The 24,641-nt window shown below is 65.7% G+C and carries 27 protein-coding genes; 12 read left to right on the top strand and 15 right to left on the bottom strand.

Features of this window, described 5'->3' with window-relative positions; all coding sequences use genetic code 11:
- Positions 1-57: 57 nt before the first annotated feature.
- The 4 genes from Harman_RS03690 to purH form a co-directional block, all read right to left on the bottom strand.
- On the bottom strand, positions 58-783 hold the full coding sequence (locus Harman_RS03690; RefSeq protein WP_137682463.1) for a hypothetical protein: 726 nt from the start codon (positions 781-783) through the stop codon (positions 58-60).
- A 42-nt stretch (positions 784-825) separates the two neighbouring features.
- Positions 826-1,365: a hypothetical protein gene (locus Harman_RS03685; protein ID WP_137682462.1), complete on the bottom strand. Its 540-nt coding sequence runs from the start codon at positions 1,363-1,365 to the stop codon at positions 826-828.
- A gap of 36 nt (positions 1,366-1,401) precedes the next feature.
- Positions 1,402-2,388 (bottom strand): formate/nitrite transporter family protein, encoded by a 987-nt coding sequence (locus Harman_RS03680; protein WP_137682461.1) that lies wholly within the window; start codon positions 2,386-2,388, stop codon positions 1,402-1,404.
- A 77-nt stretch (positions 2,389-2,465) separates the two neighbouring features.
- Complete coding sequence (gene purH / locus Harman_RS03675) at positions 2,466-4,046, bottom strand: bifunctional phosphoribosylaminoimidazolecarboxamide formyltransferase/IMP cyclohydrolase (RefSeq protein WP_137682460.1); 1,581 nt, start codon at positions 4,044-4,046, stop codon at positions 2,466-2,468.
- A gap of 144 nt (positions 4,047-4,190) precedes the next feature.
- Between purH and Harman_RS03670 the strand changes: the two genes are divergently transcribed.
- The 5 genes from Harman_RS03670 to Harman_RS03650 all read left to right on the top strand — a co-directional run bounded on the left by Harman_RS03670 (position 4,191) and on the right by Harman_RS03650 (position 9,656).
- Entirely contained in the window at positions 4,191-4,745 is a 555-nt protein-coding gene (locus Harman_RS03670; protein ID WP_137682459.1) for a hypothetical protein, read from the top strand.
- Between the two features lie 269 nt (positions 4,746-5,014).
- Positions 5,015-6,082 carry a zinc-dependent alcohol dehydrogenase family protein gene (locus Harman_RS03665; RefSeq protein WP_137682458.1) on the top strand — a complete coding sequence of 356 codons (1,068 nt, stop codon included), beginning with the start codon at positions 5,015-5,017 and terminating at the stop codon, positions 6,080-6,082.
- A gap of 96 nt (positions 6,083-6,178) precedes the next feature.
- Positions 6,179-7,561 carry an adenylosuccinate lyase gene (gene purB / locus Harman_RS03660; RefSeq protein WP_137682457.1) on the top strand — a complete coding sequence of 461 codons (1,383 nt, stop codon included), beginning with the start codon at positions 6,179-6,181 and terminating at the stop codon, positions 7,559-7,561.
- 76 nt (positions 7,562-7,637) lie between these two features.
- Positions 7,638-8,945 (top strand): MFS transporter, encoded by a 1,308-nt coding sequence (locus Harman_RS03655; RefSeq protein WP_137682456.1) that lies wholly within the window; start codon positions 7,638-7,640, stop codon positions 8,943-8,945.
- A 66-nt stretch (positions 8,946-9,011) separates the two neighbouring features.
- Entirely contained in the window at positions 9,012-9,656 is a 645-nt protein-coding gene (locus Harman_RS03650; protein ID WP_137682455.1) for a phosphoribosyltransferase, read from the top strand.
- 25 nt (positions 9,657-9,681) lie between these two features.
- Here Harman_RS03650 and Harman_RS03645 read toward each other — a convergent pair whose 3' ends face one another.
- Both Harman_RS03645 and lysA read right to left on the bottom strand, forming a co-directional pair.
- The gene (locus Harman_RS03645; protein WP_137682454.1) at positions 9,682-10,812 is read right to left on the bottom strand and encodes a M20 family metallopeptidase; all 1,131 of its coding nucleotides are present in this window, start codon (positions 10,810-10,812) and stop codon (positions 9,682-9,684) included.
- A complete protein-coding gene (gene lysA, locus Harman_RS03640) occupies positions 10,812-12,047 on the bottom strand; it encodes a diaminopimelate decarboxylase (protein WP_137682453.1) in 1,236 nt (411 codons plus the stop codon). Before lysA ends, Harman_RS03645 begins: the two co-directional genes overlap by 1 nt.
- A gap of 346 nt (positions 12,048-12,393) precedes the next feature.
- On the opposite strand from lysA, the gene Harman_RS03635 reads away from it, so the two are divergent.
- On the top strand, positions 12,394-13,512 hold the full coding sequence (locus Harman_RS03635) for a bactofilin family protein (RefSeq protein WP_137682452.1): 1,119 nt from the start codon (positions 12,394-12,396) through the stop codon (positions 13,510-13,512).
- Positions 13,513-13,539: 27 nt separating this feature from the next.
- Here the strand turns inward: Harman_RS03635 and Harman_RS03630 are convergent, their stop codons facing one another.
- The 4 genes from Harman_RS03630 to dapA all read right to left on the bottom strand — a co-directional run bounded on the left by Harman_RS03630 (position 13,540) and on the right by dapA (position 17,221).
- On the bottom strand, positions 13,540-14,067 hold the full coding sequence (locus Harman_RS03630) for a hypothetical protein (RefSeq protein ID WP_200830816.1): 528 nt from the start codon (positions 14,065-14,067) through the stop codon (positions 13,540-13,542).
- 335 nt (positions 14,068-14,402) lie between these two features.
- A complete protein-coding gene (locus Harman_RS03625) occupies positions 14,403-15,233 on the bottom strand; it encodes a 2,3,4,5-tetrahydropyridine-2,6-dicarboxylate N-succinyltransferase (RefSeq protein WP_137682451.1) in 831 nt (276 codons plus the stop codon).
- 321 nt (positions 15,234-15,554) lie between these two features.
- Positions 15,555-16,304 carry a 4-hydroxy-tetrahydrodipicolinate reductase gene (dapB, locus tag Harman_RS03620; RefSeq protein ID WP_137682450.1) on the bottom strand — a complete coding sequence of 250 codons (750 nt, stop codon included), beginning with the start codon at positions 16,302-16,304 and terminating at the stop codon, positions 15,555-15,557.
- Complete coding sequence (gene dapA / locus Harman_RS03615; protein ID WP_137682449.1) at positions 16,301-17,221, bottom strand: 4-hydroxy-tetrahydrodipicolinate synthase; 921 nt, start codon at positions 17,219-17,221, stop codon at positions 16,301-16,303. Before dapA ends, dapB begins: the two co-directional genes overlap by 4 nt.
- 458 nt (positions 17,222-17,679) lie before the next feature.
- Between dapA and Harman_RS03610 the strand changes: the two genes are divergently transcribed.
- Positions 17,680-18,177, top strand: a complete 498-nt coding sequence (locus Harman_RS03610) for a LabA-like NYN domain-containing protein (RefSeq protein WP_137682448.1) — start codon at positions 17,680-17,682, stop codon at positions 18,175-18,177.
- Positions 18,178-18,313: 136 nt separating this feature from the next.
- Here Harman_RS03610 and Harman_RS03605 read toward each other — a convergent pair whose 3' ends face one another.
- The gene (locus Harman_RS03605; protein WP_137682447.1) at positions 18,314-18,496 is read right to left on the bottom strand and encodes a hypothetical protein; all 183 of its coding nucleotides are present in this window, start codon (positions 18,494-18,496) and stop codon (positions 18,314-18,316) included.
- 588 nt (positions 18,497-19,084) lie between these two features.
- Here Harman_RS03605 and Harman_RS03600 point away from each other — a divergent pair.
- Positions 19,085-19,552: a PUA domain-containing protein gene (locus Harman_RS03600; RefSeq protein ID WP_137682446.1), complete on the top strand. Its 468-nt coding sequence runs from the start codon at positions 19,085-19,087 to the stop codon at positions 19,550-19,552.
- 43 nt (positions 19,553-19,595) lie between these two features.
- Here Harman_RS03600 and Harman_RS03595 read toward each other — a convergent pair whose 3' ends face one another.
- Positions 19,596-20,546 (bottom strand): AEC family transporter, encoded by a 951-nt coding sequence (locus tag Harman_RS03595; protein WP_137682445.1) that lies wholly within the window; start codon positions 20,544-20,546, stop codon positions 19,596-19,598.
- Between the two features lie 145 nt (positions 20,547-20,691).
- On the opposite strand from Harman_RS03595, the gene Harman_RS03590 reads away from it, so the two are divergent.
- The 4 genes from Harman_RS03590 to Harman_RS03575 all read left to right on the top strand — a co-directional run bounded on the left by Harman_RS03590 (position 20,692) and on the right by Harman_RS03575 (position 22,477).
- The gene (locus tag Harman_RS03590; RefSeq protein WP_137682444.1) at positions 20,692-21,084 is read left to right on the top strand and encodes a nascent polypeptide-associated complex protein; all 393 of its coding nucleotides are present in this window, start codon (positions 20,692-20,694) and stop codon (positions 21,082-21,084) included.
- 1 nt (position 21,085) lies between these two features.
- A complete protein-coding gene (locus tag Harman_RS03585; RefSeq protein WP_137682443.1) occupies positions 21,086-21,808 on the top strand; it encodes a methyltransferase domain-containing protein in 723 nt (240 codons plus the stop codon).
- A 76-nt stretch (positions 21,809-21,884) separates the two neighbouring features.
- Complete coding sequence (locus Harman_RS03580; protein WP_137682442.1) at positions 21,885-22,094, top strand: hypothetical protein; 210 nt, start codon at positions 21,885-21,887, stop codon at positions 22,092-22,094.
- 2 nt (positions 22,095-22,096) lie between these two features.
- Entirely contained in the window at positions 22,097-22,477 is a 381-nt protein-coding gene (locus tag Harman_RS03575) for a hypothetical protein (RefSeq protein WP_137682441.1), read from the top strand.
- Here the strand turns inward: Harman_RS03575 and Harman_RS03570 are convergent.
- The 3 genes from Harman_RS03570 to Harman_RS03560 all read right to left on the bottom strand — a co-directional run bounded on the left by Harman_RS03570 (position 22,458) and on the right by Harman_RS03560 (position 24,598).
- On the bottom strand, positions 22,458-23,066 hold the full coding sequence (locus tag Harman_RS03570; protein ID WP_137682440.1) for a hypothetical protein: 609 nt from the start codon (positions 23,064-23,066) through the stop codon (positions 22,458-22,460). The two genes, Harman_RS03575 and Harman_RS03570, sit on opposite strands and share 20 nt — an antisense overlap.
- Positions 23,067-23,075: 9 nt before the next feature.
- Positions 23,076-23,402, bottom strand: a complete 327-nt coding sequence (locus Harman_RS03565) for a transcription factor S (protein ID WP_137682439.1) — start codon at positions 23,400-23,402, stop codon at positions 23,076-23,078.
- A gap of 89 nt (positions 23,403-23,491) precedes the next feature.
- Positions 23,492-24,598 carry a DUF7139 domain-containing protein gene (locus tag Harman_RS03560; RefSeq protein WP_137682438.1) on the bottom strand — a complete coding sequence of 369 codons (1,107 nt, stop codon included), beginning with the start codon at positions 24,596-24,598 and terminating at the stop codon, positions 23,492-23,494.
- Positions 24,599-24,641: the final 43 nt, after the last annotated feature.

Here is a 24,641-nt window from a genome sequence, read left to right as displayed (position 1 = left end):
TGAACAGCCCGCGATCCGTTCGCCTCTGTGCCCGCGGTTGCGGACCTGAGTCAGGGGTTACGCCCGGTCGCTACGGTCACGCGTGGCCCACCGGCCAATCGCGCTCGAAAGAATCAGGAACGCAGCCCCCAGCAGCGGCGCGGGATCGATTTTCGCCTCCGGCCGCTCGTCGGTGTCGGTCTCATCCGCCTCTGTCTCCTCTTCTCCAAAGGTATCGGTCTTTGTCTCAAACCCAGCCACGTCAGACTGCTCCGTCTCCAGTCCGGTGTCTCGCTGCCGGTTCTCGGACTCGGTCGGTGTCGCCTCCGAGGCCAATGCCGTCTCCTGTGTTCCCGGGGTCGGCGTGTCGTCTGCGTCTCCCGCTGGTGCCGTCAGTTCGAAATCCGAGTCTGTCGGCGAGGGCGTGTCAACGGCTGATTCCGACGGGGCTGGCGTATCGACTGCGCTATCAGTGTCCCATTCCGTCGTGTAGTCGTCAACGTCTTGGCCATCCGTGTCGTCAGCGTTTCGGCGGCGGTACCACCAGAGGCCGGCCGTCGCCGCGCCCAGCGCGATCAGGGACAGGCCCGTGCCGAGCAGGCCCCACTGTCGCCACAGCGACCCGAGTCGATCCGTCAGACCGGGGCCATCAGGCTGGGAATCGTCGGCGCTGTCCGGTCCCGTCGGTGGTGGCGTTGAGACGGCGGTGGCGTCATCGACAACGGCGACGCCGGGAACGGCATCGAGTGCCGAGGCGACGGCGTCCCGTTCCACCTCGACTTCGAGGAACGTGGGAGTGTCCATAGCGGCCCTGTCGTCGGGCGGCCATGTAAAACCCGCTCAGTGTTATTCCCGGGCGGGTTCACGTTCGGTGTCGGTCGCCGAGGCCCGTACCGATTCAATATCGATCTCGGAGGCGTCCAGCGGTTCGGCATCCGACTCCTCAGCCTCGCCGAGCAGCGCCTGCAGTTCCCGCTCGTACTCGCCCTCGGAGAGTTCTCCCTCGACGTATCGTTGCGTCAACTCCTCGTGGCGCTCGTCAACCGTCGGTTCGGGCGGTTCGAACACGTCTGAGAGGGCGAGCGACGCGAACGGCGGGAGTACCGATTCGAGACTAGCAAGCCCGGCAGCGACGCGCTGGCTCTTCGGTATCGACGCTTGCCGCGCCAGTTCGCGGAACAGTGCGACCGAGAACACGATATCGACGCCCATCAACAGCAGCGTGCCAAGCAAGAACGTCCCAAAAGTCTGGACGACTGCACCACCGCCGAGCAGCGCCCCGAATGTCGCAACGACGCCCACGATGCCCAGACCAACAGCTCCCAGCGTGGTCAAGACGACGGCGGCAAACAGAAGCAGCAGGCGGTTGTTCTTCACCCAGCTCACACCATCGATAGCCGGAGCGCGTTGAAATGGTTTGTGTCAGGAGTCGTCGTCTCTCGATCCCGGATCACTTCGAGGGATTTCCTCGGTCGCTGGCACGTATGAGCGACCGGAGGCCGACCACCCGCCCCAGAGCCATTCACGGATGGTTAGCTGCCGTTTTCGCCCTCCCTCGCGGGCGGTTTCCAGCCGCCGTTCGGTCGTATGGAAGTAGTTGACAACAGTCACGAGGGCGACACCGCCGACGGAGTTACCCACAAGCACCGGCAGGACGAACTCCCAGAGGCCGACAGACAGCGCCAGTTCCCCAATGAAAACCAGATAGAACATCTCCGTCGCGGAGACGACGACGTGATAGAGGCTTCCGAACGGAATCGCCAGGAACGAGATGTAGATCAACACGAGCCGAGAGATGCTGTCCCGCAGCGAGTAGTCGACCCAGACGACACCGGCGACGATGAGGCCGGCGAACACCGCCTTCGAGAACAGCGTAATCTGTGAGGTTTCGATGGCCTTCTGGGCGAAGCCGGCAGCAGCTGTCGCCGCGTCATCCGAGAGCACGTCGGTGAACGCCAGCGCCGCCGCGCCGAGCATCCCGCCGAAGACGTTTGATACGAGGACGACGACCCAGATACGGAGCAGCGACGGGAGGCTCGCCAGCCGTTCGAGGACGAGCGCGACTGGCGGGAGCGTGTTCTCGGTGTAGAGCTGATAATCGCCGAGAATGATGAAGACGAACCCCAGCGGGTACAGCAGCGCACTCAGTATCGGGTCGCCGCCGGTTTTCGCGTACAGCGACGCGTACAGCATGAACGTCACCGTGATAGCGAACCCGCCCGCGATGCCGGCGAAGAACAGTTCCCGGGACCCGACTGTCACCTCCTCGTCGGCCGCGACGATGATACGCTGGAAGATCTCATCGGCGGAGAACCGGTCCCGGATGACACTACCACCCGCCGGCGCACCGCTCCGAGACACGTCCACAGCGTCGCGGACAGCCTCCTCCCTGTCGTTGTTGTCTGCCATCGACAGCGGGTTCAGAACCCTCCGAAAAACCTCTTTCGTTGGAATGTGGCCGGTACTTGCCGTCGCTGTCTCCGGGCTTAGTCGTGGCGGAACGACCGCTGGCCGGTGAACACCATCGTCATGTCGTGTTCGTCCGCGGCCTCGATGACGCTGTCGTCGTTCTTCGAGCCGCCGGGCTGGATGACGGCCTCGATACCGGCGTCGGCGGCCTCCTCGATGCCGTCCGGGAACGGGAAGAAGGCGTCCGAGGCCATCACCGCCCCCTCGGCGTCTTTGCCCTCAGCGTGCTCGTCGGCCTTCATCGCGGCCAGCCGGACGGCGTCGACACGGGAGACCTGTCCCATGCCGATACCGACGGTCTCGGTCCCCTTGGCGAAGAGGATGCCGTTGGACTTGACGTGTTTAAGGGTGTGCCAGGCGAACAGCATCGACTCGACCTGCTCGTCGGTCGGTTCGCGCTCGGTGACGACCTCCAGGTCGTCGGCCGAGAGGTGCTGGGTGTCCCGCTCCTGAACGAGTCGGCCCCCGACGAGGGGCTTCTCGGTCAGGCTGTCCGTGACCTCGAAGTTCTCGTTTACATCGAGAACGCGGAGGTTGTCCTTCTCGAACAGCACGTCGAGCGCGGCGTCGGTGTAGCCGGGCGCGACGACGACCTCCTTGAACGAGTCGATAATCTGCTCGGCGGTGGCGGCGTCACACTCGCGGTTCAGCGCGACGATACCCCCGAACGCGCTCATCGGGTCCGTCGACAGGGCCTTCCCGTAGGCGTCGGCCACGGAGTCGGCGGTCGCACAGCCGGCCGGATTGGTGTGTTTGATGACGGCGGCGGCGGGCTCCTCGAACTCCTTGATGAGGTTCAAGGCGCCGTCGGCGTCGTTGTAGTTGTTGTACGACAGCCCCTTCGCGCCCTCGTTGAGCTGGTCGGCATGGACGACACTGGCCTCGGAGACGGTCGTATCAGTGTACAGCGCGGCGTCCTGGTGGGGGTTCTCCCCGTAGCGCAGGCTCGACGCGAGGTCGTCCGAGACGACCCGCCGGGCGGGGAAGTCGCCGCCGTCGTCGCCTTCGACCGAGACGGTGCCCGAGTCCCAGTCGACGGTAACGCGGTCCTCGGCGAACCACTCGACGACGCGCGGGTAGGCGGTGAACTCGCCCTCGTAGAGCACACGCTCCTTGAGGCTGTCCTCGTCGTCGCCTTCGAAGACGGGGATCGGTTCCTGCGTGACGATGGGGCCGCCGTCGACGCTCTCGTCGACGACGTGGACCGTGCAGCCAGTGACCTTCACGCCGGCGTCCAGCACCTGCTCGTGGGCGTTTGCACCGGGGAAGTTCGGCAGTAGGCTCGGGTGGACGTTCAGCGTCGTCGGCGTGCTGTCGAGGAACGTCTCGCTGAGGATGCGCATGTAGCCGTCCAGCGTGACGAGGTCGAAGTCGTACTCCGAGAGCGCGTCGAGAACCCGCTCCTCGTGGGACTGGCGCGATTCGTCCGCGTCGCGCTCGACGACTTCGGTCGGGATGCCGCGCTCGGCGGCCGCTTCGAGCACCGGCGCGTCGGCGTCGTTAGTCAGGACGACGGCGAAGGACGCGCCGCCCGGGGCGCGGTCCGCGATGTTCATGAGATTTCGGCCGCGGTTGCTGGCCATACCGGCGAGTTTCATGTGCGACCGACGGACCGGCCCGTGCAAAGTTGTTGCGAAACCCCCGCCCACCCCGTCGCGTGCGACCGGGCCACACCGAGCGTCCCTAACCAGCGGCGTGTGCAGGTCCGGTGTGCATTTGTAGCCCGCCGCCAACTCGCCGGTATGGCGAAGCTACGGTGTCAGCGCGTGGGTGCGGTCGCCGCCGTCGGTGGTGTCGTCTGGATCGGTTGGGCCGTGGCGCTGTCCATGACCGAGCAGACTGCGACGAGTACACCTGTCCTGGCCGGAATCATCATCTCCGCACTCGGTGTCGTCGCCGGCCACTACGCTGTCGAGGACTTCTACGGCGCACGGATGAAACGGCCCGGGACAATCGGCGCGTGGGTCGGCGCGCTCGGTGGGCTCGTCTTTGCAGTCGGCCAGCTTTTCCGCCTGCTCACCGGCGGCGGCGAGGCGATAATCGGAATCGGCGTACTCGCGCTGGTCGGCGGGTCGGTGCTGGTCGCGGTCGGCCTTGTCAGGACCCGCATCCAGCCGCCGTGGCTGGGCGTCCTGCTGGGGTTCGGAACTGTCGTGTTCCTCGGGTTCGACATCCAGCCCGCGACTGCGACCGTCTACGGCCTCGCGTGGGCCGCGCTCGGACAGGACCTCTACCGGTTTGACCCGCCGGATGGCCGCTTCGGTGACGCTGAGGGCGACTACGGCTGGCTGGGCTGAGCGGATGCCGTTAGCGGGCACGTTCTCGGTCCGCCTCCGCGCGCCTCTGCGGCGCTTCCAGGTCGATCGAAACAGATAGAAAGCAGACATATAGCGGTGCGTAACCGGCTCCGGAAGTCGAAACGTCGTTCTCAGTCAGGAACTCTGACGTGTAGACTTGATACTATATGTCCCACAAAATAGTGGGTAGCGGAGCTGCTGCCCCGTATCAATCATGTTATAAAGAATCCATAATTTTAATTAATGAGATATTCTACATATTACTTGTAATGCAAGCAGTACTACTAGAAGAGTTTCAGGAACCGCTCACAGTACAGGATGTCGAACGCCCCGAGCCCGAGCCGGACGGTGCCGTCGCCGAGGTCATCGGCTGCGGTATCTGCCGGTCCGACTGGCACTGCTGGCAGGGGGACTGGGACTGGTTCGGCTACCGGCCCGACCCGCCACACATCCTCGGCCACGAGCCCACAGGACGTATCGTCTCCGTCGGCGAGGCTGTCGAAAACCTTGAGGAGGGACAGGAGGTCGCCATCCCGTTCAACTTCGCCTGCGGGAACTGTGACCTCTGCCGGAACGGACGCGAGAACATCTGCGAGAACCACGTCGGCCTCGGGTTCATGAACCAGGCCCCCGGCGCGTTCGCCGAGGAGGTCCACATCCCCAACGCCGAACTCAACGCCATCCCGCTCCCGGACGGCATCGACGCCGAGGCGGCCGCGGGCTGTGGCTGTCGGTTCATGACCTCGTTCCACGCGATGGCCCACCGTGCACCCGTCAGCGCCGGTGACGACGTCGTCATCCACGGCTGTGGCGGCATCGGGCTCTCCGCGGTCCACATCGCCAACGCGCTTGGCGGCAACGTCATCGGGGTCGACCTGATGGACGAGAAACTGGACCGTGCGGAAGCCCTCGGCGCTGTCGCCACCGTCAACGCACAGGAGGTAGACGACCCCGCCAAGGAAGTCAGAGACATCACTGACGGGGGTGCCGACGTGTCCGCGGACGCGCTGGGTATCGCGACCACCTGCCAGAACGCGGTGAACTCGCTCCGCAAAGGCGGCACGCACGTCCAGATCGGGCTTACCACCAGCGATGAGAAGGGGATGGTCTCGCTCCCGACCGACGAGTTCGTGGCCAAGGAAATAGACTTCAAGGGGTCGCTCGGCTTGCAGCCGTCGCGGTACAGCGAGATGCTGGATATGATCGAGTCGAGCAAACTCGATCCAACCGCGCTGGTCGAGGAGACGGTCGACATCCACCAGGTGCCCGACGAACTGGCCGCGATGAGCGACTACAACACGGTCGGCATCCCGGTCTGCAACGAGTTCAGCAACTGACGGTCCCTTCCTCCGGTCTTTCCCCGTCGCCGTGCCCTCGGGTCGCAGTTGGGGGAGAACGACACGCTTTTTCGCGCCTCCCGCGCACACTCGGGTATGACCGAAAGAGGGCCACTGACCGCCGTCTCGCCCCTCGACGGCCGATACGCCCGCTACACCGAACCGCTCGTCCCGTACGCCAGCGAGCGGGCGCTGATGCGCGCCCGCGTCGAAGTCGAAGTCGAGTATCTCATCGCGCTCGCCGACCTCGACGCCACGCCGCTGTCCATCGACGACGACCAGCGCGCGACGCTCCGGGCGCTGTACGAGGCATTCGACGACGAGGACGCGAGCGTCGTCAAACAGCTCGAAACCGAGGGCTACGGCGACTACGCGGCGACCAACCACGACGTGAAGGCCATCGAGTACTTCATCCGCCTGGGCATGCCCGAGGACCTCGACGCCGCCAACTGGATCCACTTCGGGCTGACCAGCGAGGACGTGAACAACCTCGCCCAGCGGCTGCTCGTCAAGCCCGCCGCCGAGGAGGTGCTGGTGCCCGAACTCCGCGAGATTCGGGACGCGCTGGTCGAGATGGCCCACACCTACGCCGACGTGCCGATGCTCGCTCGCACGCACGGTCAGCCCGCGACACCGACGACTTTCGGTAAGGAAATGGCCGTCTACGCCTCCCGGCTGGGCCGGGCCATCACACGGGTCGAACGTGCCGCCGACGCCCTCTCCGGCAAACTGGCCGGCGCGTCGGGGACCTACGCGGCCCACGTCGCCGCCTACCCCGACGTTGACTGGCCGGCCTTCGCCGAGGACTTCGTCGCCGACCTCGGGTTGGAGCACGAACCGCTGACGACGCAGGTCAACCCCTGTGACGACCTCGCGGTGCTGTTCGACGCGCTGCGTGGCGCGAACAATATCCTGCTGGACCTCGATTTGGACGTGTGGCTCTACGTCTCGGACCGCTATCTCGGCCAGGAGACCGTCGAGGGCGAGACGGGATCCTCGACGATGCCTCACAAGGTCAACCCCATCGACTTCGAGAACAGCGAGGGGAACCTCTCGAAGGCTAACTCTGACCTCGTCTTCCTCGGCGATTACGTCACGAACTCCCGACTCCAGCGGGACCTCTCGGACTCGACGGTCAAGCGCAACATCGGGGCCGCCTTCGCCCACTGTCTCATCGGCTACAGCAAGTGCCAGAACGGGCTGGCGAAGGTCGTCCCCAACGAGCAGGTAATGGCCGACGACTTGGCCGCGACGCCCGAGATAATCGGCGAGGCCGTCCAGACGATCCTCCGCCGCGAGGGATACGCTAACGCCTACGAGCAGGTGAAAAAGGCGACCCGAGGCCGTGAGGTCACCATCGAGGACTTCCACGAGATGTTCGCGGACCTCGACGTGAGCGACGAGGTCCGGGCCGAACTGGAAGCGCTGACGCCGGCCGACTACACGGGTATCGCGGAGCAGCAGGCCGACGGCGTCTGAGGGGACCACACCGGCCGGCAGGCTCTCCGCTGGCGAACGCAACTATCAGGAGTGTGGCCGCCTTCATAGGCGATAGATGGTCCTCGGAACCGACTCGCGAGTCCTGACGCTCGCGTTCGCCCGGATGGCGGACGCGCTCGGCAACTCGTTTCTCATCATCGTCCTTCCCCTGTATATCGCCAGCGGGCAGGTCTCACTGGCCGGTATCGCCGGCGAACAGGTACTCGGGTTCACACTCCAGACCGAGACGCTCATCGGCTTGGTGCTGTCGCTGTTTGGCCTCCTCAATAGCTTCGGCCAGCCCTTTACCGGACGGCTCTCGGACCGGACCGGCAAGCGCCGTATTTTCGTCCTCACGGGGCTGGTCCTCTTTGCTATTGGCAGCGCGGCCTACCCGTTTCTCTCCTCGTACTGGACGGTGCTGGCCGCGCGGGCGTTTCAAGGACTCGGAGCGGCCTTTACCATCCCGGCGACGGTCGCGTTGGTCAACGACTACGCGGCGAGTGATGCCGAGCGTGGCGGAAATTTCGGCGTGTTCAACACGTTCCGGCTCATCGGCTTTGGCTTCGGACCGATCATCGCCGGCGTCGTCATCACGGGCGGCCTCGCCGCGAGCGAGGTGGTGACCTACCGGCTCGCCGGCACTGCCGTCTCCGGCTTCACCGCCGCCTTCGCCGTCGCTGTGTTGGGCGCTGTCGTGAGCTTCGTTCTCGTGTGGGCTCTGATCCAGGACCCGCCGGTCGACGCCGAGGCCAGCAAGAACCTCTCGATAGCCGTGTTCGACCGGGACGGTGAAGGGCTCGACTCGGTGTTCGTCCTCGGCGTCGGCACGTTCATGATGGCGACCACCATCGCGCTGTTTGCCACCCTCGAAGGCCCGATTCGGATGCGGCTCGACGAGTCGACGCTGTTTTTCAGCGTCCAGTTCGCCGCCGTCGTCATCGCCAACGTCGTCTTCCAGGTCCCCATCGGGCGAGCGAGCGACCGCTTTGGCCGCCGGCCGTTCATCGTCGCCGGGTTCGTCGTTCTCGCCCCGTCGGTGTTCGTCCAGGGCCTCGTCACGGACCCCTGGCTCATGCTGTTGGCCCGGTTCGTCCAGGGCATCGCTGTCGCGCTCGTGTTCGCCCCCTCGCTCGCGCTCGCGGGTGACCTCGCCGGCGCGCGCGGGTCCGGGACGACGCTGTCGGTCCTGACGATGGCGTTCGGCCTCGGCGTCGCTGCCGGGCCGCTGGCGTCGGGGCTGCTGTACAACTTCGGGTCGTTCAGCACGCCGTTTACCGTCGGAGCCGCCCTCGCCCTCATCGCGCTCGTTCTGACGTACACACAGGTCGAAGAGACGCTGGCGGTCGACCGCGACCCCGGCCAGCCAGCGGCACAGGATTGACTCCAACGGGCGAAATTGGCATCTACAATCGGAATCGTTACCATGCGTGATTCCGTACCTTGTGGTATGTTTGCAGACCGCTCGGATGCAGCGCAACAGCTCGTGGCCGCGCTGCACCGGCGGGATGTCGCCGGTGATGTCGTCGTCGCGCTCGCACCGGACGGAATTCCAGTCGGAAGCGTGGTTGCCGACGCGACTGCCCTCCCGATGAATGTCATCGTAATACAGCGCATACAGGCTGCGAACCACCCGGAGTTGACCATCGGGGCCGTCGCGCCGGGCGGGTTCTCGTGGATAAACAGCCCAATGCTGCGGTTTCTGGACGTGAACTGGGAGTACGTTCAGGAGGCCAAGACCCATGCGACCGACACCGTCGAGACCCGAGCGGTCGCCTACGGGGAGACGTGGGGGCCGCTGGACGTATCCGGCAAACGGGTTCTGCTGGTCGACGACGGGATTCCGACGGGTGCGGCGATGCGCGTCGCCACGCAGCGTCTGCGGAAGGCGGGCGCTGACGAGGTCATCGCCGCTGCCCCCGTCGCACCGCCGGACGTACTCGAAGAGGTGCGGCGCTGGACTGACAACGTCGTCGTCCCGCTGCAACCCACGGCGTTCCAGTCAACCGCGGACTACTACGAGGAGTTCAGCCACATAACTGACGAGGAAGCGACGACAGCGCTGTCAGACATCGTCCAGACGCGGTCGGCGTAAGGAGAATCGGCGGCAACTGCCAGTCTCAGACAAGCCGTTCGACTGTCTCCCGCACCGCTCGCGCGGCCGTCCGAACCTCCGAAAGACGGACGTACTCGCGTTTCGAGTGGGCGACCGCGCCAACCCCGTCGCTCAGTTCGCCAGGGCCGAACACGACGGTCGGACCGTGTTCCGCGAAGTACGAGGCCTCCGTCGCGGCCCCGAACTGCCGGACCCCGCCGCCGCTGGCTTCCTGTAGCGTCCGGACCAGTTCCGCGTCAGCGTCGGTCGCAAACGCTTCGGGGAACGGCGTGTCCGGGCGGATGAGTTCCACGGTGAGGCCCATCGAGTCCGGGAGCCACTGTTCGAGATGGGCCTGCAGGTCGGCACAGAACGATTCGCTCGTCTCCGGCGGGACGCTCCGCCGGTCGAACGTAATAGTGCATTCGGCCGGGACCTGATTAGTCGCCTCACCGCCTTCCACCATCGACGGGGTGAGGATCGGGTAGCCGAGCGTCTCGTGCTCGCCGGGGCCTTTCTTATCGTCGTAACTCTCCATCGCCTGTAGAATCGGCGCAGCGGCCCGAATCGCGTTGTGGCCGCTGCCGGGGTCGGCGGCGTGGGCGCTCTCGCCGTGGATAGTGACGGTGCCCTCGAACTGCCCGCGGGCGGCCGTACACACGTCGAGGCCGGTCGGCTCCCCGACGATGTAGCCGTCGGCGTCGACGGTCTCTGCGAGGTGTGCGCCGCCGGTCTGTGTCGTCTCTTCGTCGGTGGAGATCGCCAGCGTGACCCGGCCGTCGCCGGGCGTGACGGTGAGAAACGCGTCCAGTAGGGCCGCGAGCGGCCCCTTCGCATCACAGGCCCCCCGACCACAGACGATGTCGCCCTCGCCCTCGTCACCGCCAGTGCCATCTACAGCCTCGTCCAGTCCCGGCGGCTCCCGCCGCCGCTCGTAGGGCAGGTGCGGCGGCACGGTGTCGATGTGCGTGTTGAGCAGGACGTGAGTCCCGTCGTCGCCGCCGCGGGACGCGACGACGTTGCCGAGGTCGTCTACCTCGGGGTGTTCGCCGGCGTCCTCCAGCGTGTCGACCAGCAGCGAGCGCATGTCGTCGACGCTCTCGTGAGAGGGCGTCTCGACGGCCCGCCGGTGGAACGAGGGGATGTCGAACGCCATCACTGCTCCATGCGGGTCACGTCCGCCAGCGTCTCGCGCTCCCGCACGACCCGCGTCTCGCCGCCCTCGAAGGCGACTTCGGCCGGTCGCGGCTGGGAGTGGAACTGGTTTGCCAGTTCGTAGCCGTACGCGCCGGCGTTGCCGATGGCCAGCAGGTCGGTCCGCTCGGGACGAGCGATGGGCCGGTCGGTGCAGAACACGTCGGCGCTCGTACAGCAGGGGCCGCCGACCGACACCGGTTCGCTGTCGCGCTCGGGCGCGGTGACGTTCCGAATCGGGTGGTAGGAGCCGAACATCGCCGGCCGGATGAGCGTTGCCAGCGAGGCGTCGACGCCGACGACGGTCGCCGCCGGCGTCTCCTTGATCGTGTTGACTTCGGTCAGAATCAGTTCGGCGTCAGCGACGACGTAGCGGCCGGGTTCGAGTTTGACCTGTGCGTCGAGGTCGCCGACAGCCTCGCGGACCTTCTCGCCCACGACCTCCATGTCCAGTGGCTCGACGGTCTCGCGGTACGGCACGCCGAAGCCGCCGCCGAAGTCGACAAAGTCCAGGGCCGCGCCGTCGGCGATGACCTCCCGGCCCATGTCCGCGACTTTCCCGATAGCGCGGCAGTGGTCGTCGAGGTCGTCGTGGAGGACGCCGCTGCCGGCGTGGGCGTGCAAACCGACGAGGTCGAACCGCTCGCGCACGTCTGCGGCAACATCGGGGACCTCGTCGTAGGGAATGCCGAACTTGGCGTCCTTGCCGGTGGCGACCTTCTCGTGGTGGCCCGTGCCGATGCCGGGATTGATGCGGATGGCGACCCGGCCGTCGTAGCCCCGCTCTTCGAGGCGGTCGAAGGTGTCCCGCGCACCCGCGGTGATGGTCAGTCCCGGGTTTTCGGCGGCCAGGTCGACAGCGTAGTCGAGGTCGCGGTCCGGCGGATTGACGGCCGTGTACTGGAGCGTGTTCGGGTCCGCGCCGGCGTCGATGGCCCGCTGGAGTTCTCCCCAGGCGGCACACTCGATGTCGGCCCCCGTCTCCAGCAGTTTCGAGAGGACAGCCTGCCCGGTGTGGGCCTTCGCGGCGTACATGACGTGGGCGTCGGGAAACGCCGCGGCGAACCGCTCGTAGTTCTCGGCGACGCGGTCGAGGTCGACGACGTACAGCGGCGTGCCGTACTCGGCAGCGACCGCCTCCAAGCGCTCGTGGCTCCAGTCCGCGAGGCGGCGGACCGGCGGCGAGTCGTGGCTCATTGGGGAAACAACGGCGTCGGCGGCTAACAAGGGTTCCGTTTCGGCACACTGCGACGCCCGCCAACGGCGACGAGAACACCGGTCGGCCTGTGAGTGTCGGGGCCGAGGCGATTCCGGCGGCGGGCCGCGATGTCGGTGCGTTGCGGGCAGTGGCCCCGTCGCGGCGACGGTCGAGATGACCCTGATCGGAATGTCTCCAGAGATGTCGAATCACTTCAGTGAACGGTGTCCGATCGATGGCGTCGGCCCCTTCGTTCGCGCGTCCCGGCCGGTATTCACCAACTGTGGTCCAGCCGCTACCACATATCAGCATAGATTTATTGTATTTCCAATACGACTTCCAAGTATGCCTTCCAAGCTCTCCAGCGGCGGCCGCCGGGTCGCCGCGCTAGCGCTCGTATCACTTCTCGTGCTATCAACCGTGACCGGCGTCGCCGCGGGGCAGTCATATCAGGGCGCCGGCGACACAATTGTCGTCGGCGCGGACGAGACGTACGACAGCATCGAGGGCGTCGCCGGAACGATCGTCGTCCGCGGGACGGTGACCGGAGACGTCGCCGCCGCGGCGGGGACCGTCCACGTCACCGAGACCGGTGCGGTCGGCGGAAACGTCGAAGCGGCGGCGGGGACCGTCCGCATCGACGGCACCGTCGGGGGCGACGTGAGCGCCGCCGGCGGCACGATCGAGATCGGCGAGACGGCACGAATCGGCGGGGACCTCGACGCCGGCGCGGGCTTCGTCGCTATCCACGGGACCATCGACGGGACGGTCCGCGCCGGTGCTGAGGAGATTGTCCTCGGACCGACGGCGTCGATCGGCGGCGACGTACGCTACGACGCCGCGACGATCACCCGCGCCCCTGAGGCCGCTGTGACCGGGAGCGTCATCCAAGACGAGAGCATCGGCGACAGCGCCGGGCCGGACTTCGGCGCGTTCGCGTTCCCGTCGTGGCTCGGCGTCATCTACGGCCTCTTCGTGAACCTCTTGCTGGGCGTGATCTTGCTGGCCGCCTTCCCGTCGTTCTCGGCGCGCGTCGCCGAGCGCGTCGGGGAGAATCCGGCAACGTCCGGCGGCGTCGGCCTGCTGACGCTCGTCGCCGTCCCCGTCGTGCTCGTGGTCCTCCTGCTCACCATCGTCGGCATTCCGCTCTCGCTGGTCGGTGCGGTGGCGTTCGGTATCGCGGCATGGGTCGCCGCCGTCTACGGCCAGTTCGCCGTCGGGTCGTGGGCGCTCTCGCTCGCCGACCGCGAGAACCGCTGGCTCGCGCTCGCCGTCGGTCTCGTCGGCTTTGCGATCCTCGGCGCGGTTCCGGTTCTGGGCGGACTGCTCGAACTGGTCGCGTTCCTGCTCGGCCTCGGTGCGCTGGCGCTCACGCTCCGGGAGTCCTACCGGGGCCGCGGAGAGCAGTCCCGTGGCGGTCGACAGACGGCGGTCGACGAGGGCGGTGACGCGACGGCGGCGTGAAGACGGTCGACGGAGCGGCGACGACTGTCACGCCTCGCTCGCCACGCTCCCCGAGGCGTCGCGAGTCCTGACCGCGGCGTAGATCCAGCCGAGGAGCAGGCCGTACGCGAGGTGGGCGACGCCCACCGACGCCACGACGACGAGGCTCCCGAGCATGCCCGGCAGCGGGACCAGCGGCTCGGGGAACGACTGGACGCCCAGCGCGCTCATCGAGACCGGGAGCAGGAGGCCCGTCGAAAGCAGGCCGATGGCGGCCGCGAAGACCACGCCGGCCGCGACGCTCTCGCCGACGGACTCGATCTGGCCGTGAAACACCGGCCGGGTGACGACGAACGCGAACAGCAGGCCCGCGAGAACGCTGTTCAGCAGATGGACGACCCACCCGCCGACGACGGTCGGCCACCCGTACAACGCCCCGATAAAGGGCATGAGGTTCGCGCCGGCGTGAAAGACGATGCCCATGCCGATACCGGCAACCAGTCCGCTCGCCGCTCCGGCGATCCATCTGAACCGTATCAGGCCCGCCAGCCGAGTCCTAGTGTGTTGCTGGCTCATGCGAATATGTTTAGTTCATGGTATCAAATAACAGTCGATAGTGTGGACCCGGTAATGTCGCCTTACACGTTCGCTTGCGACTGTTGGCTGTGAGAATCAGGTTTCAGGGTTTCTTGACAGGAATGCGGCACTTGCTTTCTCCTGTCCGAAGATACGCCTCGGACGCGGCTTGGCGCACGTCTGACGAGGCGTAAAGCACCGTAACTGCTCGCGGGTCACGCTGTTCCCCGCTCACACTTCCGGGGGCCGCTCACTGTGTTCGCGCGCCTCGCTACTCACGGCTCGTTCCACTCACCGTTCGCGTATCGAGATTCTTCGCTGCGCTCAGAATATCGCTACTCCCGAAGCGCGTCTTCTCTTTCCGTCGCTTCCAGCGTCTCCTCTTCAACGTCAGTCGCCACCACAGCGGGCTTGTACGCGCCGCCGGGAATCAGGTCGTTCTCGCCGACCGAGGAGTCGACGAACCGCTGGAACGCGCGCCGCTCGGGCGGCAGTTCGCCGTACAGTACCTCGTCCTCGACGAGGTCGTAAACGGGAATCCGGGGCGTCAGGAGCGTGTTCTCGCCCACAATCGACCCCTCGCCGACGACGAAGCCGCTGGTGACGCGACAGCCAGCGCCCAGCGACACCTCGTCCTCGACGATGACCGGGGCGTTTTCGACCGGTTCGAGGACGCCGCCGATGAGCGTGTTTGCGCCGAGCTTGACGTTCTCGCCGATCTGGGCGCAGGAGCCAACGGTGTCACAGGAGTCCACGAGCGTACCGTCGCCGACGTACGCCCCGATGTTGACGAAGGAGGGCGACATCATGATGCAGTCCTCGCCGAGGTACGCGCCCCGGCGGATGGTCGTGCCGTCCGGTGTGTTGCGAGTCCCGCGCTCGCCGAGGTCCGCGGTCTCCCGCAGCGGGAGCACGTCGTGGTACTTGACACCACCGTACTCCCGGGCGACGGTCTCGCGCAGGCCGAAGTTCAGCAGAATACCCTGTTTGACCCAGGCGTTTGCCTCCCACTCGCCGCCTGACTTCTCCGCGGCGCGGACCTCGCCGGCTTCCAGCGCCGCAAGGAACTCCTCAAGTACGGCGAGATGCTCGTCAGTCGCGTCAGTCGCTGACAGGCCGTCCTGTTTCCGTTGCCAGAGGTCGTCGATGTCGGCTTCGAGGCTCATACAACCCGGTTGCGACGCCGGGGGCTTACTTACCGGGGTTTCGAAATGGCTGTGCTACTGTGACTCATTCCGCTGGTCGTGTCTCGCTCTTAGTCTGATCCGCGGCCGGGGATGTAGCCGCATTCCTGGCACATGCTGATTCGTGGGGCCGTCGCTTTGAATTCACTTGAACATCGCGGGCAGTCGGTCGCTGGCAGTTGTACGTGTTGGTTCGTAGCCATACGCGACAGTCGGCGGTTCTGACGTATAAGGCTACCCGTAATATTGAGAGAAGTGTTCGTGTGTATATTATCTCATATTAATACTGGCGGTTCCGCCCGATCAGGCGTCCACGACCTCGCTGAAGTCGTACCAGCCGGCGTCGCGGCCGACGAGCCACGTCGCCGCGTCCAGCGCTCCCGCAGCGAACACGCCCCGGTCCTCGGCGCGGTGAGACAGCGAGAGGACTTCGTCGTTGCCGGCCAGAACCAGCTCGTGCTCGCCGCGGATGTCGCCGGCCCGGCGGGCGAACACGCCGATTTCGTCGTCCTCGCGTGGGGCGTGCCCTTCTCGACCGTACACCGGTTCCACGTCGCGCTCTTCCTGAATCACGTCGAGGATGCTGTTGGCGGTCCCCGACGGCGCGTCCACCTTGCGGTTGTGGTGGGTCTCCATCAGTTCGAGGTCGTACTCATCGAGCGTCCCGACAGCCTCCCGGACAAGTCGCTGGAGGACCTGAATCCCCTGAGAGAAGTTCGTCGCCTTCAGTAGCGGAATCGACTCGCTGGCGTCTTTTAGGCGAGCCATTCCGTCCTCGTCGAAGCCGGTGGTGCCGACGACCATCGGGACGCCCGCTTCGACACAAGCGTCGGCGACGGTCAGCGCGCCCTCGGGAACGGCGAAGTCGACCACGACATCCACGTCGTACTCCCGAAGCGCCTCGGCGGCGTCTTCCGGGCGGACGACCGGGACGCCGTCGACCGCGTCCGTGTCGCTGGTGGCGAAGCCGACCACGACCTCGCTGTCGGTGGCGGCCTCGATAACGGCCCCGCCCATCTGGCCGGTGACGCCGTTGACCGCCACCCGTGTCATCGCTCGGCCTCCGCGTACTCGTCTTCCAGGTCTTCGGTTTCGAGCGTCGCCAGCACGTCACGGAGGTGGTCGAGGTGTTCGTCGGAGAGGCGAGTGAGCGGGGAGCGGAGATATGCCGGGCCGTAGCCCCGAATTCGCATGGCCTCCTTGACCGGAATGGGGTTGGTCTCGACGAACAGCGCGCGGAACAGCGGGCCGAGTTCGTGGTGAATCTGGCGGGCGCGCTCGAAGTCGTCGGCCAGCGCCGCGCCGACCATCGCGCAGGTGCGCTCCGGTTCGATGTTGGCCGAAACGGAGATACAGCCGGTGCCGCCGACCGACAGCATCGGCAGCGTCATCCCGTCGTCGCCGGATAACACGGCGAAGTCCTCCCCCCGGGTCCGTTCGATGACCTCGGAGATCTGGCCCATATCGCCGCTCGCGGCCTTGTACGCCTGGATGTTCGGATGTGTGGCGAGTTCGACCGCCGTGTCCGGTTGGATGTTCTGGCCCGTCCGCGAGGGGACGTTGTAGACGATCTGTGGCAGGTCGACGGCATCGGCGATGGTCGTGTAGTGGTCGATGAACCCCTGCTGTTCGGGCTTGTTGTAGTACGGCGAGATGAGCAACAGGGCGTCAGCGCCGGCCTCGGCGGAGCGTTGGGACAACTCCAGTGCTTCCTTGGTGTTGTTCGACCCCGAGCCGGCGATGACCGGCACGTCGTCGACGGCGTCGATGACCGCTTCGACGACCTCGATGTGTTCGTCGTGTGAGAGCGTCGCCGACTCGCCGGTCGAGCCGACGGGGACGAGCCCGTCGACGCCGGCCGATTCGAGCCGCTGGGCGTCCTCTTGGAGTGTTTCGAAGTCGATACTGCCGTCCTGGTGGAACGGCGTGCACATCGCCGGGTACACGCCGCGGAAGTCGATAGCTGTCATTGCTGAGTGTGTGGTGTCGCTGTGGGTTAGGTTGTCCGGTCCGTGACTGTGGGGTCGCCGGCCGATGCCGGCGGCTGCTGTCTGTCAGGTGTTCCGACCCGAGACGGAGTCGCCACGTCCGCCACGAGCCACTAAAACGTCGGTTTGCGTTTCGCGCGGACGACGCACTCACCGGGTGGCCACGGGGCAGTTCCGGACTGGTGGCGTCGTCGCATGGTCGAGTAACCTCGTGTGATCGACTTAGCTTTTGTGTTCCCGCTGTGGGCTATCACGGCATCTCGGAGCTACCACCGAAACATTGTTTCGCCCGATACGAGAACTCATATCGCGCCACGGGTCCGATCACCCCACGAATAGCGCTGTCGTATTCACACTAGCTGATACATTGCGGGATAGGTATGGCTATATTCCACTTTTTTATCCCGAAAGCATATTCCGGGCGATAGCCAACACCTGATATGACAGTTTCACAGCCGGGACAGCGCGTGGCCGTACTGGCCGACGCGCAAAACCTCTATCACACTGCCCGGAGTCTCTACTCGCGGAACATCGACTACGAGGCACTACTGGAAGAGGCCGTCGACGGCCGCGAGCTGACCCGCGCTATCGCCTACGTCATCCGAGCAGATTCGCCCGAGGAGGAGACCTTCTTCGAAGCACTGGTCGATATCGGTTTCGAGACGCGTATCAAGGACATCAAGACGTTCCAGGACGGCTCGAAGAAGGCCGACTGGGATGTCGGGATGAGCCTCGACGCCGTCTCGCTGGCAAATCACGTCGATACGGTAGTGCTCTGCACCGGGGATGGGGACTTCGCTCGCGTCTGTCGGTATCTCCGTCACGAGGGCTGTCGCGTCGAAGCCATGGGCTTCGAGGAATCATCCTCGGAGGACCTCAAAGCGGCTGTCGACGGGTTCATCGACATGAGCGAGGACTCCGACCGGTTCCTGCTGTAGCGCGCCATTGCGCAGGCGGTCGCTCCGCTCTGATGCCCACCCTTTGGTCCGGTTCACCAGACTCAGATTTTCCGGTTGGTGGACTCACGTCTGGCCGTGCTTTGGTGTCGACAACGCAGAAGCCCAATAGTAGCGATTAGACCGGGCGACCGTCTTCTGACGTTCCAACGAGGAGCGCGCCTGCGGCCATCCCCAGTGCAGCCACGGCCCCGGCGGCGGCCGGGATGCCGATGTCGATTGCGCCTGTGCCAAGAATAAGCACGGTACTGACTGCCAGCAGGACCGCACCCAGAATCACTTTTCGCGTGTCCGTAGCCATATCACCCGTCTCTTGGAAGTCATCCGGTATAAATTTCCCCAAAACCGCCCGACGAGAGTGTGTTACAAGACACCAATAAGCATATACTTATTCGAGAGTGACCATCGTTCCATTCACTGGCCGTTCTTGACCTGGTCACCTGCATAACTGAAGCAGCATATACATCCGCTCGTAGTTCCCCAGTTCGGTTGGGTCACACAGATGACGTGTCGTCGCTTGATGACGAAACCCGTTGTGTCGGGATACCCTCGCGGCTGGCCGTCACAGGGCAGCCGCGAGATGGAGACCCACCGCAGTTCCAGGCATCGTGGTCGGTCCCTAACCGCGAACTAAACAGAGGCACACGCCCCGCGTACTCGGGACGGGGCACCCGACGGAGCGAACCAATGGCATTCCGGTTCATGCTCCGTCACTCCACAGCGCCGAACCGTTGATTCGGATCGGACGGGGGGAGTGGCATTCACATCACTTGACTCTCTTGCCCGCTCGTGGTTCGGGCAGCCACGGTCGGGCACGGTTCTCATTTCAGACTGGCCGGGCAGAGACGGAACCGAAAGGCGGTTTATCACCCGGCATCGAACACGGGCCATGAGTGACGACGAGTTCCGTGGGCTCCGGCGCGCGGCCGACTACCAGTTCGGCGGCGGTGGCGGGACGGCGCTGTTTGCCGGCGCTGACGCCCTCGACGTAACACACACCAGTTCTGGCCGCCCGCGCCAGATCCACACCACGGACGGCCGCGTCGCCACGTACGGTGATGACGGACGGTTCCGACTCGGTCTCGCCGGCGGGAGCCGACTTCTTGATGCCTTCGACGCGCCGCGCCACCGCGTGGTCGTCGGCGACGAGAGCGAGCCGTTCATCCGCGAGGGCCGCAACGCCTTCGCAAAGTTCGTGCAGTCCGCCGACAGCGCCCTCCGCCCGGGCGATGAAGCCCTCGTCGTCCACGAGGACGGCACTCTGCTCGCCGTCGGCCGCGCGGAACTGCCCGGCAGCGGCATGGACGACTTCGAGACGGGGATGGCCGTGAAGGTCCGGCAGGGTGCAGAAAAGTAGGATACGCTGCCTGACAGACTGCCTAATACCGTTTCAGCGACGGTCACAGCACCAGCCCGGACTGCAAGAGCCAGACTAACACTGTGACCGTCACCGCGCTGACGACGGTCGTCAGGAACACCGTCGCGCTCACGAGTTCGCCCGGCGAGTCCTCTCCAGCCTGGTGACTGAATGCGCCGACGAGGATGAGCGTCGTCACGCCGGTCGGCGTTGCGAGCAGGAGGACGACCACCCGCGCGACGGTCTGGTTCTGGAAGCCGACGGCCAGTACCGCGCCGAACGCGACCACTGGGGCCAAAAGGAGTTTCATCGCGCTGGCGACCCCGACAGACCGGAAATCGCTGTCCCCGTCGACGTTCGATAGCTGGATGCCGAGAATGAGCAACATCACCGGAATCGAGGCGTTGCCCAGCAGTTCGAGCGTCTGCATCACCGTCGACTCCGTGGGCGGCACCGCGTTGAGCCAGCGCAGTCCCAGCGCGGCGACGACGGCGTAGACGAGCGGGACGCCGAACACCCGTCGCATGTCCGCGAGCGGGCTGCCGCCGCTGCCCCGGGCGGCGATGTATATGCCGACAGTGTAGAGCATCACGCCCTGCAGCGCGGTCACGAGAACGGCCGTACTGCGCCCGGTCGCGCCGAAGGCGAAATCCGCCAGCGGGATGCCGTAGTTCCCGGTGTTGGGGAAGATAGTGACGAGAACGAACGCACCAAGCAGGGGTTCCGAGTGCCCTGTGAGGCGGCCGACGCTCTCCGCGAGAAGGAGCATCGCCGCGGTGAACAGACCGACGGCGAGGACGACGCTCAGAATCGTGCTGCCGGCCAGCGTTGACGTGGTCAGGCTGTGGACCACCAGCGCGGGCGCGAGGACGTACACCGTGATGGTGTTGAGCGCGTCGGCATCGGTGTCTTTCACCCGGCCGAGCGCGAAGCCGGCCGCAGCGACGACGACGACCGGGAGAATGGCCGTGGCGAAGATCGACAGCAGTGACACGGTGGGGATGGACAGCCGAGCCTTAGAACCGTTACGAAGCCGCGGGAGCGTGCCGGTTTCGGCCACCCGACGGAGCTGTCCCGAACCGAACGCTGGCCGAGTCCGGGTCGCTACGCTTTTCTGCCCTGCCCCGCCAGTCCTACGTATGTTTGGCGGAGGCGGCGGGATGAACCCGCGCAAGATGAAACAGATGATGGAACAGATGGGCATCGACATGGACGACATCGATGCACAGGAAGTAATTATCCGCACTCCGGACGAGGAACTCGTCTTCGATGACGCGGAGGTCCAGCTGATGGAAGCCCAGGGCCAGAAAACGTACCAGGTCGTCGGCGACCCGGAGAGCCGCGAACTCGGCTCAGGTGACGGTTCGACCGCAACGACCGAGGACGCCGACGAGGACGGTAGCGACTCCGGCGTCGACGAGGACGATGTCGAACTCGTTGCCATGCGAGCAGGCGTCGACGAGGACACCGCGCGGGAGGCGCTGGAAGCCAACGACGGCGACCTCGCGGACGCGGTCGACGAACTGGAGTAACGTGGCGTATCTCTTCGTCCACGAGGACCGCGAGTACCTGCTGGACCCCGGCGAGCGCTTCGAGTCCGACCTCGGCATTCTGGAGGTGCCCGAGGACGTGGAACCGGGCGATGTCGTCGAGACGCATCTGGGAACGGGCTTCACCGTCCGTCGACTCCGCGGTCCGGACCTGTTCACCCACCTCGAACGGACCGGTGCGCCGATGATGCCCCGCGACGTGGGGCTGGTCGTCGGTAAGACCGGCGTGGCCGCCGCTGACCGCGTCCTCGACGCAGGTACCGGGACCGGTATCCTCAGTGCGTACATGGGCCGTATCGGCGCTGACGTGGTGACTTACGAGCGCGACCCCGACTTCGCCGAGGTCGCGCGCCAGAACATGGAGATCGCCGGCGTCGCCGACAGCGTTGAGGTTCGGACTGGCGATATCACTGACGACCTCGACGACCTCTCGGGATTTGACGTGTTGACGCTCGATACCGAGGACGCACCCACTGTGGTCGAGCGAACGCCCACGCTGCTGGACCGCGGCGGGTCGCTGGCGGTGTACTCGCCGTTCGTGGAGAACACCCGCGAGGTCGTGGAGACAGCCAGCGAAGTCGGCCTCGAGGGGATCGAGACGCTGGATACCATCCAGCGGGAGATGGACTTCGACGACCGCGGCTCCCGTCCCTCGACCGGTGGGGTCGGCCACACCGGATATTTGACGTTCGCGCGCCGGCCCTGAAACCCCTGGCCGAGCCGGGCGACCCCTATTCGTTGGGTGCTGTTTTGAACTGTCTATAGCCCGTCAATTCGCTTGCATGAGTGAAACAGAAACGCCGTCGGAGACGACAACCTGGCCCGATCTCGCAATCGGACTGTACGACCGCTTGACCGGACGCAACGCGGAGATAACATACGACTTCGACGACATGGAGGTCGATGTTCCGAGCAAGGCCGGCGAGGACGCCGATCACGCCCGGTGGCGGGTTGACGGGACGCTCACTATCACGACACGCGACAACGAATAACAGTGACCGCCACGGCGACGACGGTCGGTGACCTGTTCGCCGTCATCGAGCGCCGACCGGACCTCCTGGTCGACGCCGACCTGACCGTCGAGAAAGACGGGACCGCGTTTGCCGTCCGTGGGTACGACGACCTCGTCGCCGTCGACCTGCCCTCTTTCGGGGCGGCGCTGGAGCTCTGGCGAGACCGACCGGTCGAGAGGACGGACGCCGCCGCGGCACTGGCCGCAGTCGGACTGACCGCCGAGATTCGCGTTCGCGGAGCGCCCGTCGTCAGACTCGGTTCGGACGCCGTGCCGAGCAGGCTGGCAAACCGGCTCGGTCTCGGCCCGCTCGAACTCCTCGCCGACGGACTGCTCCTGGCGCTTACGCCACAGCGCGGATGAGGTCTAGCAGTTCGGACTGGTAGTCCGATGGCGTCCGCCGGAGCGTTTCCGACGGATTTTCGATGGCAAGCAGTGACGACAGCGACTGGTCCGGATACGCGCCGGCGGCGATGCGGAACCCGTCGCCGTGCCAGACGCCCACCCAGCCGGTGATCGACAGCGTCACATCGACCGCTTCGAGGTCGAGCGATGCGCTGTAGGTCCGAAGTCGAGCGCGGTCGCCGCTGTCGACGCGGACCCGCTCAGTTCGTCCGCGGTCAATCGACTCGAACCCCCTGTCGGCCAGTTCGTCGGCGAAGGCCGACTGCGCCTCCGAACGGACCGTCGGCAGAATCATCGCCGGTCCGATACCCGGCGCAAGCGACGGGGTAAACGACAGGGCGGTCGCGAAAAAGAATCGCCACTGGTGGTCGAGTCCAACCGCGTCCCGGACCGCCTCGCGTGTCTCGGCAGCGTCGTACACCTTCGTCGCGCCCTCGACGCGAGCCGTGGGCAGTTCGAAGACGGTTTCGACGCTCTCGTCGACAAGCTCCCAGCCGCCGTCGCGCAGCCGGTCCGTCGGCACGTCCGGGAACGCTGGGTCAGCCACGGGCCGGCCTCAGTGGTCGTCCTCGCGCCACTTGTGCTCGCACTCGGTGCAGGTGAAAAAGCGCGTCTCGGACTCGTCGGCCGCGCGAATCTGCTTCATCTCGTAGAAGGCCCGCTCGTTGCCACACTCGGGGCAGCGGGCACCCGTCGTCGGCCCCATGTCTTCGGCGTCGACTTCGGAGGTGTCGACGACTTCCGACTCCTCCTGGCCCTGCGTGGTGACGGCCATCTCCTGTTCGGTCTCGGCGTTCCGAGCCTTCTCGTACCCGCAGCTGCCACAGACCCAGCGTTCGTCTTCCGTTTTCATCATCGAACCGCATTCGTCGCAAAACTCCATTGTAGTACCACCGTTTGCCTGCCGACCGTGTTAAACGCCCGGGTTCGCCTTCGACAGTCAGCCGTGCTGTACGGAAGCGATAACGGATCTCAGTCGTTGCGAACCCACGCCGAGCAGGCGTCCATATCGTCCATGACCTCGCCGTGGAACGAGCAGTACGGCTCGATGTCGCCGTCCTGCATCACGTACTGGAAGTGCCGACAGTTGCCACAGTAGGTGTCCGGTTCGCCCTGATGGACCGCTGTCTCGGTAATCGCGTCGTGGCCGGTCGTCGCCGTCCCGCCGTCGGTCGACGTGGACGCTTCCGGGCCGGCTTCAGCTATCGTCGGGTCGAGCGCGTTCTCTGAGGGGCCGGAGCGTCCCGTCCCGTTCGAGGAAGTGTTCCGCCGACCGCTGTTCGAGCGAGCCGACGTATCGGTGGCCGCTTGACGGTCCGATTGTCGCCCCGTCGCCGTTCCGTTATCGGACTGTCGCTGGGACTGTGCAGTGCGGTCGGACCGCGTATCGCCCGTCGGTTGGCGACTGCGGCCGTTGGCCGCGCGCGTATTTCCCGAGCGCTGTCCAGTTCCGCCGTCACTGACAGCGCCGTCGTCGGCCGTCCGAGGTCGGTTTGTCTGCGTCTCGACTGCGCCGTCCGGGTCCTGTCCGAAAAACCCGATGCCGCCCAGTCCCGGGATCGTCCGGGCTTCTTCGACGAGACGAATCGTTCCCTCCTCTGTTACCTCCATACGCGCCGTTCCGCCGGGGTCGTTGCGCGTCTTGAACGTCGCAAGCGACGCGAACAGACACCAGAACGTCGTCACGATGCCCGCGAAGTAAACACATCCCGTCAGCAGTGCCAGCAGCGGGTCACTGCTGGTCCAGTTGTAGGGGTACAGCGACTGGAACAGCCCGACGCCGACCATCGCGACGCCCGTTCCGCCGAGAGCCGTCAGCCGAATCCGCCGGCTCGCCGGCAACACCGCGAACACGCCGAGGATGACCGCCGGAAGCCCGAGCCCGGCGATGATTCCGGCGATCCGCCTGGCTGCGTAGGCGTCAAGCCCGTATCTGTTGCCGACCGTCGTCGTCGCGAGCGCAATCGCCCCGACGAGTCCGGCGGCCCCCGCGAGAAACAGGGCTGTCCCGACGAGTTGCTGGCGACGCGATGCGACGCGCCCAACCTCCCCTTCGTACACGTCGGTGAGACTAGTCATGCTCTATACTACCGTTACATCCGATAAAACTACCCGTCAGACA

Origin of the sequence: Haloarcula mannanilytica, from assembly GCF_005406125.1 — an archaeon.
GTDB classification, from domain to species: Archaea; Halobacteriota; Halobacteria; order Halobacteriales; family Haloarculaceae; genus Haloarcula; species Haloarcula mannanilytica.
The sequence above is the reverse complement of the archived record's forward strand: the minus strand, read 5'-3'. Positions and strand labels throughout refer to the sequence as shown.

Excerpts from the sequence above, each read along its gene's own strand:
- Harman_RS03690 (WP_137682463.1), bottom strand. The coding sequence starts at position 783 with ATGGACACTCCCACGTTCCTCGAAGTCGAGGTGGAACGGGACGCCGTC.
- Harman_RS03680 (WP_137682461.1), bottom strand. The coding sequence starts at position 2,388 with ATGGCAGACAACAACGACAGGGAGGAGGCTGTCCGCGACGCTGTGGAC.
- purH (WP_137682460.1), bottom strand. The coding sequence starts at position 4,046 with ATGAAACTCGCCGGTATGGCCAGCAACCGCGGCCGAAATCTCATGAAC.
- Harman_RS03670 (WP_137682459.1), top strand. The coding sequence starts at position 4,191 with ATGGCGAAGCTACGGTGTCAGCGCGTGGGTGCGGTCGCCGCCGTCGGT.
- Harman_RS03665 (WP_137682458.1), top strand. The coding sequence starts at position 5,015 with ATGCAAGCAGTACTACTAGAAGAGTTTCAGGAACCGCTCACAGTACAG.
- purB (WP_137682457.1), top strand. The coding sequence starts at position 6,179 with ATGACCGAAAGAGGGCCACTGACCGCCGTCTCGCCCCTCGACGGCCGA.
- Harman_RS03655 (WP_137682456.1), top strand. The coding sequence starts at position 7,638 with ATGGTCCTCGGAACCGACTCGCGAGTCCTGACGCTCGCGTTCGCCCGG.
- Harman_RS03650 (WP_137682455.1), top strand. The coding sequence starts at position 9,012 with ATGTTTGCAGACCGCTCGGATGCAGCGCAACAGCTCGTGGCCGCGCTG.
- Harman_RS03645 (WP_137682454.1), bottom strand. The coding sequence starts at position 10,812 with ATGGCGTTCGACATCCCCTCGTTCCACCGGCGGGCCGTCGAGACGCCC.
- lysA (WP_137682453.1), bottom strand. The coding sequence starts at position 12,047 with ATGAGCCACGACTCGCCGCCGGTCCGCCGCCTCGCGGACTGGAGCCAC.
- Harman_RS03635 (WP_137682452.1), top strand. The coding sequence starts at position 12,394 with ATGCCTTCCAAGCTCTCCAGCGGCGGCCGCCGGGTCGCCGCGCTAGCG.
- Harman_RS03630 (WP_200830816.1), bottom strand. The coding sequence starts at position 14,067 with ATGAGCCAGCAACACACTAGGACTCGGCTGGCGGGCCTGATACGGTTC.
- Harman_RS03625 (WP_137682451.1), bottom strand. The coding sequence starts at position 15,233 with ATGAGCCTCGAAGCCGACATCGACGACCTCTGGCAACGGAAACAGGAC.
- dapB (WP_137682450.1), bottom strand. The coding sequence starts at position 16,304 with ATGACACGGGTGGCGGTCAACGGCGTCACCGGCCAGATGGGCGGGGCC.
- dapA (WP_137682449.1), bottom strand. The coding sequence starts at position 17,221 with ATGACAGCTATCGACTTCCGCGGCGTGTACCCGGCGATGTGCACGCCG.
- Harman_RS03610 (WP_137682448.1), top strand. The coding sequence starts at position 17,680 with ATGACAGTTTCACAGCCGGGACAGCGCGTGGCCGTACTGGCCGACGCG.
- Harman_RS03605 (WP_137682447.1), bottom strand. The coding sequence starts at position 18,496 with ATGGCTACGGACACGCGAAAAGTGATTCTGGGTGCGGTCCTGCTGGCA.
- Harman_RS03600 (WP_137682446.1), top strand. The coding sequence starts at position 19,085 with ATGAGTGACGACGAGTTCCGTGGGCTCCGGCGCGCGGCCGACTACCAG.
- Harman_RS03590 (WP_137682444.1), top strand. The coding sequence starts at position 20,692 with ATGTTTGGCGGAGGCGGCGGGATGAACCCGCGCAAGATGAAACAGATG.
- Harman_RS03580 (WP_137682442.1), top strand. The coding sequence starts at position 21,885 with ATGAGTGAAACAGAAACGCCGTCGGAGACGACAACCTGGCCCGATCTC.
- Harman_RS03565 (WP_137682439.1), bottom strand. The coding sequence starts at position 23,402 with ATGGAGTTTTGCGACGAATGCGGTTCGATGATGAAAACGGAAGACGAA.
- Harman_RS03560 (WP_137682438.1), bottom strand. The coding sequence starts at position 24,598 with ATGACTAGTCTCACCGACGTGTACGAAGGGGAGGTTGGGCGCGTCGCA.